Origin of the sequence: Couchioplanes caeruleus, from assembly GCF_023499255.1 — a bacterium.
In the GTDB taxonomy this organism is placed as follows: domain Bacteria; phylum Actinomycetota; class Actinomycetes; order Mycobacteriales; family Micromonosporaceae; genus Actinoplanes; species Actinoplanes caeruleus_A.
Genome location: NZ_CP092183.1, coordinates 4,350,944 through 4,362,788 on the forward strand (window position 1 = coordinate 4,350,944; position 11,845 = coordinate 4,362,788).

11 protein-coding genes are annotated in these 11,845 nt (G+C 71.2%); all 11 read left to right on the forward strand.

The window, feature by feature from the left end; all coding sequences use genetic code 11:
- Position 1 precedes the first annotated feature (1 nt).
- Positions 2-955, forward strand: coding sequence for a 5-dehydro-2-deoxygluconokinase (gene iolC / locus COUCH_RS20075; RefSeq protein ID WP_249606716.1), 954 nt, complete (start codon positions 2-4; stop codon positions 953-955).
- Positions 948-1,817, forward strand: a complete 870-nt coding sequence (locus COUCH_RS20080) for a Cgl0159 family (beta/alpha)8-fold protein (RefSeq protein WP_249606717.1) — start codon at positions 948-950, stop codon at positions 1,815-1,817. The genes iolC and COUCH_RS20080 overlap by 8 nt, the downstream gene beginning before the upstream one ends.
- Positions 1,814-2,692: a 5-deoxy-glucuronate isomerase gene (gene iolB, locus COUCH_RS20085; protein WP_249606718.1), complete on the forward strand. Its 879-nt coding sequence runs from the start codon at positions 1,814-1,816 to the stop codon at positions 2,690-2,692. The genes COUCH_RS20080 and iolB overlap by 4 nt, the downstream gene beginning before the upstream one ends.
- A complete protein-coding gene (iolD, locus tag COUCH_RS20090; RefSeq protein ID WP_249606719.1) occupies positions 2,689-4,542 on the forward strand; it encodes a 3D-(3,5/4)-trihydroxycyclohexane-1,2-dione acylhydrolase (decyclizing) in 1,854 nt (617 codons plus the stop codon). The genes iolB and iolD overlap by 4 nt, the downstream gene beginning before the upstream one ends.
- 11 nt (positions 4,543-4,553) lie before the next feature.
- Entirely contained in the window at positions 4,554-6,050 is a 1,497-nt protein-coding gene (locus COUCH_RS20095) for a CoA-acylating methylmalonate-semialdehyde dehydrogenase (protein WP_249606720.1), read from the forward strand.
- Positions 6,051-6,059: 9 nt separating this feature from the next.
- Positions 6,060-6,983, forward strand: coding sequence for a TIM barrel protein (locus COUCH_RS20100; RefSeq protein WP_249606721.1), 924 nt, complete (start codon positions 6,060-6,062; stop codon positions 6,981-6,983).
- The gene (locus tag COUCH_RS20105) at positions 6,980-7,975 is read left to right on the forward strand and encodes a substrate-binding domain-containing protein (RefSeq protein WP_249606722.1); all 996 of its coding nucleotides are present in this window, start codon (positions 6,980-6,982) and stop codon (positions 7,973-7,975) included. The genes COUCH_RS20100 and COUCH_RS20105 overlap by 4 nt, the downstream gene beginning before the upstream one ends.
- A 65-nt stretch (positions 7,976-8,040) precedes the next feature.
- Complete coding sequence (locus COUCH_RS20110) at positions 8,041-9,108, forward strand: ABC transporter permease (protein ID WP_249606723.1); 1,068 nt, start codon at positions 8,041-8,043, stop codon at positions 9,106-9,108.
- A 3-nt stretch (positions 9,109-9,111) separates the two neighbouring features.
- Complete coding sequence (locus tag COUCH_RS20115; protein WP_249606724.1) at positions 9,112-9,927, forward strand: ATP-binding cassette domain-containing protein; 816 nt, start codon at positions 9,112-9,114, stop codon at positions 9,925-9,927.
- 30 nt (positions 9,928-9,957) lie between these two features.
- Positions 9,958-10,974, forward strand: a complete 1,017-nt coding sequence (locus COUCH_RS20120; RefSeq protein ID WP_249606725.1) for a Gfo/Idh/MocA family oxidoreductase — start codon at positions 9,958-9,960, stop codon at positions 10,972-10,974.
- The gene (locus tag COUCH_RS20125) at positions 10,971-11,831 is read left to right on the forward strand and encodes a sugar phosphate isomerase/epimerase family protein (RefSeq protein ID WP_249606726.1); all 861 of its coding nucleotides are present in this window, start codon (positions 10,971-10,973) and stop codon (positions 11,829-11,831) included. Before COUCH_RS20120 ends, COUCH_RS20125 begins: the two co-directional genes overlap by 4 nt.
- Positions 11,832-11,845: the final 14 nt, after the last annotated feature.

Below are 11,845 nucleotides of genomic sequence, written 5' to 3' on the forward strand. Positions count from 1 at the left end.
CATGCCCGCAGACGAGGTACTGACCATGGGACGTATCGGCGTCGACCTGTACCCACAACAGGTCGGCGTGTCGCTGCGCGAGGTCCGGACCTTCGAGAAGTTCCTCGGGGGCAGCCCCACGAACGTCGCGGTCGCCGCCGCCCGGTACGGCCGGCGCAGCGCCGTCATCACCCGCACCGGCGACGACCCGTTCGGGGCGTACATCCACGACGCGCTGCGCGCCTTCGGTGTCGACGACCGGTACGTCACGGCTGTGCCGGCGCTGCCGACGCCCGTCACGTTCTGCGAGATCTTCCCGCCCGACGACTTCCCGCTCTACTTCTACCGCTTCCCGAAGGCGCCGGACCTCGAGATCCACGAGTCCGAGGTGGACCTGGACGCGGTCCGCGCCGCCGACGTCTTCTGGGTCACCGGCACGGGTCTGTGCCAGGAACCGTCGCGGTCGGCGACCCTCGCGGCGCTGCGCGCCCGCGGTCGCTCCGGCATCACCGTGCTCGACCTCGACTACCGGCCGATGTTCTGGGAGTCGCGCGAGGAGGCGCGGCGGTGGGTGCAGGAGGCCCTGCCGTACGCGACGGTCGCGGTCGGCAACCTCGACGAGTGCTTCACGGCCGTCGGGGTCCGCGAGCCGCGCGCCGCCGCGACCGCCCTGCACGACCGCGGCATCGAGCTGGCCGTCATCAAGCAGGGGCCGGAGGGCGTGCTCGCCTCGCGGGCCGGTGAGGAGGTGCAGGCGCCGCCGATACCCGTCGACGTGGTCAACGGCCTGGGCGCCGGGGACGCCTTCGGCGGCGCGCTGTGCCACGGCCTGCTCGCCGGCTGGGACCTGGAGACCGTCATGCGCTTCTGCAACGCCGCGGGCGCGATCGTGGCGTCGCGGCTGGCCTGCGCCGACGCGATGCCCACCACGGCCGAGGTGGACGAGCTGCTCGTCGCCGGAGGCAGCCGTGCCTGACGTCCACGAGATCGTCGCCGCGCGCGTCGACCGGCCGTACGCGATCGCCTCGGCCGCGAAGAGGCGCCGCCGGCCGCCGTCCTGGCGCGGCGAGCACGGCCGGCTCATGATGATCGCGGCCGACCACCCCGCCCGCGGAGCCCTGCGCGCCGGCGCCGACCCGCTCGCCATGGGCCACCGCGCCGACCTGCTGGAGCGCATCTGCACCGCACTGGCCCGCCCCGGCGTCAACGGCGTGCTCGGGACCCCGGACATCCTCGAGGACCTGCTGCTGCTCGGCGTGCTCGACGACAAGGTGGTCATCGGGTCGATGAACCGCGGCGGGCTCGCCGGCACCAGCTTCGAGATCGACGACCGGTTCACCGCGTACGACGCCGCCGGGATCGCCACCAGCGGGTTCGACGGCGGCAAGATGCTGCTGCGCATCGACCCGGCCGACGCGGGCACCGCGAACACCCTGCAGGGCTGCGCGCACGCCGTCGGGGAGCTGGCGCAGCGGCGGCTGATCGCGATGGTCGAGCCGTTCATCTCGCACCGCGTCGACGGGCGGGTCCGCAACGAGCTCAGCGCCGAAGCGATGGTGCGGGCGATGACCGTGGCCGCCGGGCTCGGGCCGACGTCGGCGTACACGTGGTTGAAGGTGCCGGTGGTGGACGACATGGAGCGGGTCATGGCGGCGACCACGCTGCCCGCGCTGATCCTCGGCGGCGAGGTGTCCGCCGACGCCGACGCCGCGTACGCCCGCTGGGGCAAGGCCCTGGCGCTGCCCACCGTGCAGGGCCTGGTGATCGGGCGCAGCCTGCTCTACCCGCCCCGCGGGGACGTGGCCGGCGCGGTGGACCGGGCGGTGAGCCTGCTGTGAGCCACCTGCTGCGCCGCGGTGAGGCCGCGGAGAAGCCGTTCGACCTGGTCGTCACCCCGGAGCGCGCCGGGTGGGGGTTCAGCGGGCTGCGCGTGCTGGACCTGACGATCGGCACCCGGGTCAGCTTCGTCACCGGTGACGAGGAGATGATCGTCCTGCCGCTGTCCGGCGGGTGCGACGTGACCTGCGACGACGAGCGGGTCACGCTGACCGGGCGCCGGTCGGTGTTCTCCCGGGTCACCGACTTCGCGTACCTGCCGGCCGGGTCGGCCGTGACGATCCGCGCCGGCAACGGCGGCCGGTTCGCGCTGCCGTCGGCGCGCACGACGAAGCGGCTGCCGTTCCGGTACGGGCCGGCCGATGCGGTGCCCGTCGAGCTGCGGGGCGCGGGCCAGGCGAGCCGTCAGGTCAACAATTTCTGTACCCCGGACTCGTTCGAGGCGGACCGGCTGATCGCCGTGGAGGTGCTGACGCCGGGCGGCAACTGGTCGTCGTACCCGCCGCACAAGCACGACGAGGCGGGCGGGGCCGAGACCGCGCTCGAGGAGATCTACTACTTCGAGGTCGCCGGTTCACCGTCGGGCACGGCCGGGTCGGCGTACCAGCGGGTGTACGGGCACCCCGGCCGCGACATCGACGTGTGCGCGGAGGTGCGCAGCGGCGACGTGGTGCTCATCCCGTACGGCTGGCACGGCCCGTCGATGGCCGCACCGGGCTACGACCTGTACTACCTCAACGTCATGGCCGGTTCCGGGCCGCGCCGGTGGCTCTTCTCCGACGACCCCGTGCACGCCTGGGTGCGCGGCTCGTGGGACGGCCAGGCGATGGACCCCCGGCTGCCGCTGACCTCCACCACCGAGAGGAGACGATCGTGAGGCTCACCGTCGCGCAGGCCGTCGTACGGTTCCTGGCGAACCAGTGGACCGAGCGCGACGGCGCCGAGCAGCGGGCGATCGCGGGGACGTTCGGCATCTTCGGGCACGGCAACGTCGCCGGTCTCGGGCAGGCCCTGCTGCAGGCCCAGCGCACCGGCGAGGCGGACATGCCGTACCACCTGGCCCGCAACGAGCAGGCGATGGTGCACGCGGCGGCCGGCTACGCCAAGATGAAGAACCGGCTGTCCGCGATGGCGTGCACCGCCTCGATCGGGCCCGGCTCGACGAACATGCTCACCGGCGCCGCGCTGGCCACGGTGAACAGGCTGCCCGTGCTGCTGCTGCCCAGCGACGTCTTCGCCACCCGGGTTGCGCCGCCGGTACTGCAGGAGCTCGAGGACCCGCGCTCCTACGACGTCAGCGTCAACGACGCCTTCCGCCCCCTGTCGCGCTTCTTCGACCGCGTCTGGCGTCCCGAGCAGCTGCCGTCGGCGCTGCTCGCGGCGATGCGGGTGCTCTTCGACCCGGCCGAGACCGGCGCGGTCACGCTGTGCCTGCCGCAGGACGTGCAGGCGGAGGCCCACGATTTCCCGGACGAGCTGTTCGCACGGCGCGTCTGGCACGTCGCCCGTCCGGTGCCGGAGCCCGCCGCTCTGGCCCGGGCGGCCGAGGTGATCCGGTCCGCGCGGCGCCCGCTGATCGTCGCGGGCGGCGGCGCGGTCTACTCGGAGGCCTCGGCCGAGCTGGACGCGTTCGCCCGCGCCACCGGCATCCCGGTGGCCGACACGCACGCCGGCAAGGGCGCGGTCAGCTGGGACCACCCGAACTCGGTGGGCGGCGTCGGCTCCACCGGCACCCCGGTCGCCAACCGCCTCGCGCGCGAGGCCGACGTGATCATCGGCGTCGGCACCCGCTACAGCGACTTCACCACCGCGTCGCACACCGCCTTCGCCCACCCGGACGTGCGGTTCGTCAACCTCAACGTGGCCGCGTTCGACGCCCACAAGAAGGCCGCGACCGCCCTGGTGGCCGATGCCCGCGCCGGGCTCGCCGCGCTGACCGGCGCGCTCGACGGCGTGCGCTTCGACGTGGACTACGCCGGGGACGTGGCGGCCTGGCAGCGGCGCGTCGACGAGGCGTACCACCTGGGGCACGGGCCGCTGCCCGCGCAGAGCGAGGTCATCGGCGCGGTCAACGACGCCTGCGGCGAGCGTGACGTGGTGGTGCAGGCGGCCGGCAGCATGCCCGGCGACCTGCAACTGCTGTGGCGCGCCCGGGACCCGAAGCAGTACCACGTGGAGTACGGCTACTCCTGCATGGGCTTCGAGATCGCCGGCGCGCTCGGCATCAAGATGGCCGACCCCACCCGTGAGGTGTACGCGCTCGTCGGCGACGGCTCGTACCTGATGATGGCGCAGGAGATCGTCACCGCCGTGGCCGACGGCCTCAAGCTGGTCATCGTCCTGGTGCAGAACCACGGCTTCGCGTCGATCGGTGCGCTGTCGGAGTCGCTCGGCTCGCAGCGGTTCGGCACCAGCTACCGCTACCGCGGCGGGGACGACGACTACGACGGCGGCTACCTGCCCGTCGACCTGGCCGCCAACGCCGAGAGCCTCGGGGCGGCCGTCATCCGCTGCCGCACGATCGCCGACCTCACCGAGGGCCTCAAGAAGGCCCGTGACGCCGACCGGCTCACCGTCGTGCACATCGAGACCGACCCGCTCTCGCCCGTCCCGTCCTCGGAGTCCTGGTGGGACGTGCCGGTCTCCGGGGTGTCGGAGCTGGAGAGCACCCGGGCGGCACGGACCGCCTACGAAGCCGCGAAGCGCGCCCAGCGTGACCACCTGTAGAGAGGCCTGACGTGACAACCATCGAACACTGGATCGGCGGCACCACCACCGGCGGGACCGGTTCCCGCCGCGCGCCGGTCTACAACCCCGCGACCGGCCGTCAGCAGCACGAGGTGGTGCTCGCGGAGACCGCCGACGTGGACGCCGCCGTCGCCGCCGCGAAGACCGCCTTCGCGCAGTGGAGCCAGGCGTCGCTCAGCAAGCGTACGAAGGTCATGTTCGCCTTCCGTGAGCTGGTGAACGCGCACGTCAAGGAACTCGCCGAGATCGTCTCCGACGAGCACGGCAAGGTGCTCTCGGACGCGGCCGGCGAGGTGCAGCGCGGCCTCGAGGTCGTCGAGTTCGCCTGCGGCATCCCGCAGCTGCTCAAGGGCGAGTATTCCGACCAGGCGTCGACCGGCGTGGACGTGTTCAGCTTCCGTGAGCCGCTGGGCGTGGTCGCCGGCATCACCCCGTTCAACTTCCCGGTGATGGTGCCGATGTGGATGCACCCGGTCGCCATCGCCTGCGGCAACGCGTTCGTCCTCAAGCCCAGCGAGCGCGACCCGTCCGCGTCGAACTTCGTGGCCGACCTGTGGCGCCGGGCCGGGCTGCCCGACGGCGTCTTCAACGTGGTGCACGGCGACAAGGTCGCGGTGGACGCGATCCTCGACCACCCCGACATCGCCGCCGTGTCCTTCGTCGGCTCGACGCCGATCGCGAAGTACATCCACGGCAGGGCCACGGCCACCGGCAAGCGGGTGCAGGCGCTGGGCGGCGCCAAGAACCACGCGATCATCCTGCCCGACGCCGACCTCGAGTTCGCCGCGAACCACCTGAGCGCCGCGGCGTTCGGCTCGGCGGGGGAGCGGTGCATGGCGATCTCCGCGGCGGTGGCGGTCGGCGGCGCCGGCGACCCGCTCATGGACATCCTCGCCCGCAAGGCCGCCGACGTCGTCGTCGGCCCGGGGCGCGATCCGCGGAGCGAGATGGGGCCGGTGGTCACGGCCGCGGCCAAGGAACGCATCGAGGGCCTGATCGGTACGGGCGAGCAGCAGGGCGCCAAGGTGCTCGTCGACGGCCGTGGCCTCAAGGTGCCCGGGCACGAGGAGGGCTTCTTCGTCGGCCCGACCGTCCTCGACCAGGTCGGCACGGGCATGGACGTGTACACCGAGGAGATCTTCGGCCCGGTGCTGTCCGTGGTGCGCTCCGACAGCGTCGACGCGGCCATCGAGCTGATCAACGCCAACCCGTACGGCAACGGCACCGCGATCTTCACCAGTAGCGGCGAGGCGGCCCGGCGGTTCCAGCGCGGGGTGAACGTCGGGATGATCGGCATCAACGTGCCCATCCCGGTGCCGATGGCGTACTACTCCTTCGGCGGCTGGAAGGACTCGCTCTTCGGCGACAAGCACGTCCACGGCCCCGAGGGCGTCTCGTTCTACACCCGCGGCAAGGTCGTCACCTCGCGGTGGCCGCACGTCGAAGCCGCCCACGGCGCCTCTCTGCACTTCCCGACCGCGAGCTGAGGAGCACGCATGACCACCCCCGTCCGCCACCTGCAGCTGGGCAGCTGTCCCGACTCGTGGGGCGTCTGGTTCGCCGACGACCCGAAACAGACGCCGTGGGACCGGTTCCTCGACGAGCTGGCCGGGGCCGGGTACCGGTGGCTCGAGCTGGGCCCGTACGGATATCTGCCGACCGACCCCGCGCAGCTGCGTGACGAGCTCGCCAAGCGCGGCCTGACGTGTGCCGGCGGCACCGTCGCCGGCGTCGGCGGCCCGCACCGCGACTTCGACACCGTGGTCGCCGAGACCCGCAAGGTCGCCGAGCTCACCCAGGCGCTGGGCGCGGAGAACCTCATCTTCGTGCCGGTGCCCGGATACCGCGACGACGAGACCGGCGCCTACCGCGAGCCGGCCCAGCTCGACGCCGACGGCTGGCGGGCGCTGGTGGACAACAGCAACACGCTCGGCCGCATCCTCGCCGAGGAGTACGGCCTCAGGATGCGCTTCCACCCGCACGCCGACTACCAGGTGGAGACGCAGGAGCAGACCGAGCGCTTCCTGACCGACACCGACCCGCGCTATGTCTCGCTGTGCCTCGACACCGGGCACCTCGCGTACCGCGGCGCGGACGTCCCGGCGATCATCCGCACCTTCCCCGACCGCATCGGGTACGTCCACATCAAGCAGATGGACCCGGTCATCGCGGCGAAGGCGGTGGCCGAGGACCTGCCGTTCGGGCGGGCCGTGGCCCAGGGCGCCAGCGTGGAGCCGCCCGCCGGCCTGCCGGACGTCCCCTCGGTCATCGACGCGCTGAGCGAGCTCGACGCCGAGCTGTTCGTGGTGGTCGAGCAGGACATGTACCCGGTCGGCTTCGACGAGCCGCTGCCCATCGCGACGCGTACCCGGGCCTATCTGGATTCCGTTCTCAGCAACCCTGGAGGAGAAACCTCATGACGACGAGTCGATCGCGGGGCGCACGTCTGGTCGCGCTGGCGGCGGTGGTGGCCCTGGGGGTCACCGCCTGCAGCGGTGGCGGCAAGGAGAAGACCGACGACACGAGCAGCGGCGGCGGCAACGCGGCCGGCAGCTCCGGGTACACGATCGCCTTCATCACCCACGAGACCCCCGGCGACACGTTCTGGGACAAGATCAAGGCCGGTGCCCAGCAGGCGGCCAGGGACGAGGGCGTCACGCTGAAGTACTCGAACGACCCCGACGCCTCGAAGCAAGCCGTGCTGATCCAGAACGCGGTCGACTCGAAGGTCAGCGGCATCGCCACCACCCTGGTCACCCCGAAGGCGCTCGCCGGCGCGGTCAAGTCCGCGACCGACGCGAAGATCCCGGTGGTGGGCCTCAACTCCGGCATCGACCAGTACAAGCAGCTCGGCGCGCTGATGTACTTCGGCTCCGACGAGAACCTCGCCGGGCAGACCGCCGGTCAGCGCATCGGCCAGGCCGGCGGCAAGCACCCGCTCTGCGTGATCCAGGCGGCCGGCTCGGTGGCCCTCGAGGCCCGCTGCGCCGGCGTCAAGAGCGCCGTGCCCGGCACGGAGAACCTCCAGGTGAACGGCGCCGACGACGCCTCCGTGGTGTCCACGCTGCAGGCGAAGCTGTCGCAGGACAAGTCCATCGACTACGTCGTGACGCTCGGCGCCCCGATCGCCGTCGACGCGCTCAAGGCGATGGACGCGGCCGCCAGCAAGGCGAAGCTGATCACCTTCGACCTCAACGCCGAGGCGGCCCAGGACATCCAGGACGGCAAGATCGAGTTCTCCATCGACCAGCAGCCGTACGTCCAGGGCTACATGGCCGTGACCTCGCTCTACCTGTACCTGAAGAACGGCAACGACATCGGCGGCGGCAAGGCCGTGCTCACCGGCCCGTCGTTCGTGGACAAGAGCAACATCGACAAGATCCTGCCCTTCACCAAGAACAACACCCGCTGACCGCGCCCGGGAGGCCGGCGACACATCCGGCGGCCTCCCGATCCTCTCCTGATCGGAGTCCAGTCATGAGCCACAGTGTGCAGGCGGCGCCGCCGAGACCGGCGCCGTCGGATTCGTCCAACCGGGTCACCCTCGGGCTGTCCAACCGGCTGCTGGCGCGCCCCGAGGTGGGCGCGCTGGTCGCGGCGATCCTCATCTTCATCTTCTTCATGGCGGCGGCGCCGGCGTTCCGCTCCGCCGAGTCGTTCTTCACCGTGCTCTACCAGTCGTCCACCATCGGCATCGTCGCCGTCGGCGTCGGCATGCTCATGATCGGCGGCGAGTTCGACCTGTCCGCGGGCGTCATCACCACCACCGCCGGACTGGTCAACTCGATGTTCTGCTGGTACTTCGGGGTCAACCTCTGGGTGGGGGCGCTGCTGTCGCTGGTGTTCTGCCTGTTCGTCGGCTTCGTCAACGGCTACCTCGTGATGAAGACCGGGATCCCGAGCTTCCTGATCACCCTCGGGACGTTCTTCGTGCTGCAGGGCGCGAACCTCGGCGTCACCAAGCTGGTCACCGGCTCGGTGTCCAGCACCGACATCAGCCGGATCGACGGATTCGGGTCGCTGAACAAGATCTTCGCGTCCAGCTTCAAGATCGGCTCCGTCACCGTGTGGATCACGGTGCTCTGGTGGGTCCTCTTCGTCGCGCTGGCCGCCTGGATCCTGCAGCGGACCCGCATCGGCAACTGGTTCTTCGCCGTCGGCGGGGCCCCGGACAGCGCCCGCGCGGTCGGCGTACCGGTGGTCCGCACGAAGATCGGCCTGTTCATGACCGTCTCGTTCCTCGGCTGGTTCATCGGCATGCACACCCTGTACCGCTTCAACACGCTGCAGGCCGGCAACGGCGTCGGCAACGAGTTCCTCTACATCATCGCCGCGGTCGTCGGCGGCACGCTGCTCACCGGCGGCTTCGGCAACGCGATCGGCGTCGCGATCGGCGCGTTCATCTTCGGCATGACCAGCCTGGGCATCGTGTACGCCGGCTGGGACCCCAACTGGTTCAAGGCGTTCCTCGGCGTCATGCTGCTGCTCGCCGTCCTGGTGAACCTCTACATCAAGCGGATGTCGACCGCCCGGAAGGTGGGCTGAGCCATGACCGACACCCTCGCGGACCACGCCGACAGCCGTCTGCACAAGGGCGAGCCGCTCATCGAGATGGCCGGGGTGGGCAAGTCGTACGGCGCCATCCGCGCGCTGCGCGACGTCAACCTGCGCGTCAATGCCGGCGAGGTCACCTGCGTGCTGGGTGACAACGGCGCCGGCAAGTCCACCCTCATCAAGATCATGAGTGGCCTGCACCCGCACAACGAGGGCACCCTGACCGTCGACGGCCGGACGGTGACGTTCTCCTCGCCGCGGGAGGCGCTGGACCACGGCATCGCGACCGTCTACCAGGACCTCGCCGTCGTCCCGCTGATGGAGGTGTGGCGCAACTTCTTCCTCGGCTCCGAGCTGAGCGGCGGCCGCTTCCCGCTCGCCCCGCTCAAGGTCAAGGACATGAAGCGCATCGCCGACGAGGAACTGCGCAAGATGGGCATCGTCGTCAAGGACATCAACCAGCCCATCGGCACCCTCTCCGGCGGTCAGCGGCAGTGCGTCGCGATCGCCCGCGCGGTCTACTTCGGTGCCCGGGTGCTCATCCTCGACGAGCCGACCGCCGCGCTGGGCGTCAAGCAGTCCGGGGTCGTGCTCAAGTACGTCGCCGCGGCCCGCGACGCCGGGCTGGGCGTCGTCTTCATCACCCACAATCCGCACCACGCGTACCTGGTCGGCGACCACTTCGTCATCCTCAAGCTCGGCGGAACCGTGCTCGACAAGAACCGCAAGGACGTCACGCTCGACGAGCTGACCGGACAGATGGCCGGCGGCGACGAGCTGGCCGAGCTCTCCCACGAGCTGGGCCGCTGACGTGCCCGGCCGGACGGAAGGACCGCAGGCATGCTGAAGGTCGGAGTGATCGGCACCGGGATGATCGGCCGGGACCACATCCGGCGGATGACCACGGTGCTGGCCGGTGTCGAGGTCACCGCGGTCACCGACGTGGACGCCGAGGCCGCCAAGCGGGTCGCCGAGGGCCTGCCCGGCGCGGTCGTGCACGGCACCGGCGAGGAGCTCATCGCCGACCCGGGCGTCGACGCGGTCGTGGTCTGCTCCTGGGGACCCACCCACGAGCAGTACGTGCTCGCCTCAATCGCCGCGGGCAAGCCGGTCTTCTGCGAGAAGCCCCTGGCCACCACGGAAGAGGCCTGCCGGCGCATCGTCGAGGCCGAGGTCACGCACGGCAGCCGGCTGGTCCAGGTCGGCTACATGCGACGGTACGACGAGGCGTACCGCGCGCTGAAGGCCGTGGTGGACAGCGGCACGATCGGCACCCCGCTGATGATGCACTGCGCCCACCGCAACGCCTCGGTGCCCTCGCACTACGAGAAGGAGATGGCGATCACCGACACCGCGGTGCACGAGATCGACATGGTGCGCTGGATGTTCGGCGAGGAGATCGCGGCGACCCGGGTGCTCGTACCGCGGCGCAGCCGTAACGGGGGAGAGCTGCAGGACCCGCTCATCCTCGTCCTGGAGATGGCGAGCGGCGCGATCGTCGACGTGGAGATCTCGGTCAACATCCGCTACGGGTACGACATCCGCGGCGAGGTCGTCGGCGAGGACGGCACGGCGGCGCTGGGCGAGCTGAGCCCGGTCACCTTGCGCGCCGCCCAGCAGCTCGTCAGCCCGGTCCCGGCGGACTGGCGCGAGCGGTTCCTCCGCGCGTACGACGTGGAGCTGCAGGAATGGGTCGACTCGATCGCCGGCGGCGGCCACCCGGTCGGGCCCAGCGCCTGGGACGGGTACGCGGCCGCGGTGGTCTCCGACGCGGGCGTGGTGGCGCTGCGCGGCGGCGAGCGCGTCGACGTCGTCCTCATGCCGCGCCCCGAGCTGTACGCGGGGGTGGCGGCGTGAAGATCGCGCTCGATCCGTACATGCTGCGCAAGGTCCCGCTGCTCGAGCTGCCCGGCCTGGTCGCCGACCTCGGCTACCGGTACATCGAGCTCTCGCCGCGCGACGACTTCCTGCCGTTCTTCCTGCACCCGCGCGTGGACGACGGCACCGTCGCCGCGTTCAAGCGCGAGCTGGCCGCGGCCGGCGTCGAGGTGGCGTCGGTGCTGCCGCTCTACAAGTGGTCCGGCCCGGACGAGGAAGAACGGCAGGCCGCGGTCCGCTACTGGAAACGGGCCATCCAGATCACCGTGGACCTCGGCGTCGACGTCATGAACTCCGAGTTCAACGGCCGGCCCGAGGCGGCGGCCGCCAGCGAGGCCCAGTTCTGGCGCTCGATGGAGGAGCTGCTGCCCATCTTCGAGCGCGAGGGCGTACGCCTGGTCCTCGAACCGCACCCGGACGACTTCGTCGAGGAGGGGACCGCGGGCGTCGACCTGGTCCGCGGCATCAACTCCGACCGGGTGTCGTTCCTGTACTGCGCGCCGCACACGTTCCACCAGGGCGGCGACCTGGCCGGCATCATGCGCCACGCCGGCCCGCTGCTCACCCAGGTGCACATCGCCGACTCGTTCGACCACCGCGGCTCGTCGGGCCTGCGCTACATCGTCAACCCGCCCGGCTCGGCCGCCCGCATCCACCAGCACCTCGACATCGGACAGGGCGAGGTCGACTGGGACCTGTTCTTCCGGACGCTCGCAGAGATCGGTTTCGATGGAATAGCGACCGTCTGCGTTTTCGCGTGGGAGGAGCGGGCACAGGACAGCGCGCGCTTCAACCTGGCCCGCATCACGGAGTACGCGGACAAGTACTCGCGCTGAGCGTTTGGGAGGTC

Bases quoted from the DNA above. Each gene is read 5' to 3' on its own strand.
- COUCH_RS20105 (WP_249606722.1), top strand. From the start codon at position 6,980: ATGACGACGAGTCGATCGCGGGGCGCACGTCTGGTCGCGCTGGCGGCG.
- COUCH_RS20115 (WP_249606724.1), top strand. From the start codon at position 9,112: ATGACCGACACCCTCGCGGACCACGCCGACAGCCGTCTGCACAAGGGC.
- COUCH_RS20110 (WP_249606723.1), top strand. From the start codon at position 8,041: ATGAGCCACAGTGTGCAGGCGGCGCCGCCGAGACCGGCGCCGTCGGAT.
- COUCH_RS20100 (WP_249606721.1), top strand. From the start codon at position 6,060: ATGACCACCCCCGTCCGCCACCTGCAGCTGGGCAGCTGTCCCGACTCG.
- iolC (WP_249606716.1), top strand. From the start codon at position 2: ATGCCCGCAGACGAGGTACTGACCATGGGACGTATCGGCGTCGACCTG.
- COUCH_RS20120 (WP_249606725.1), top strand. From the start codon at position 9,958: ATGCTGAAGGTCGGAGTGATCGGCACCGGGATGATCGGCCGGGACCAC.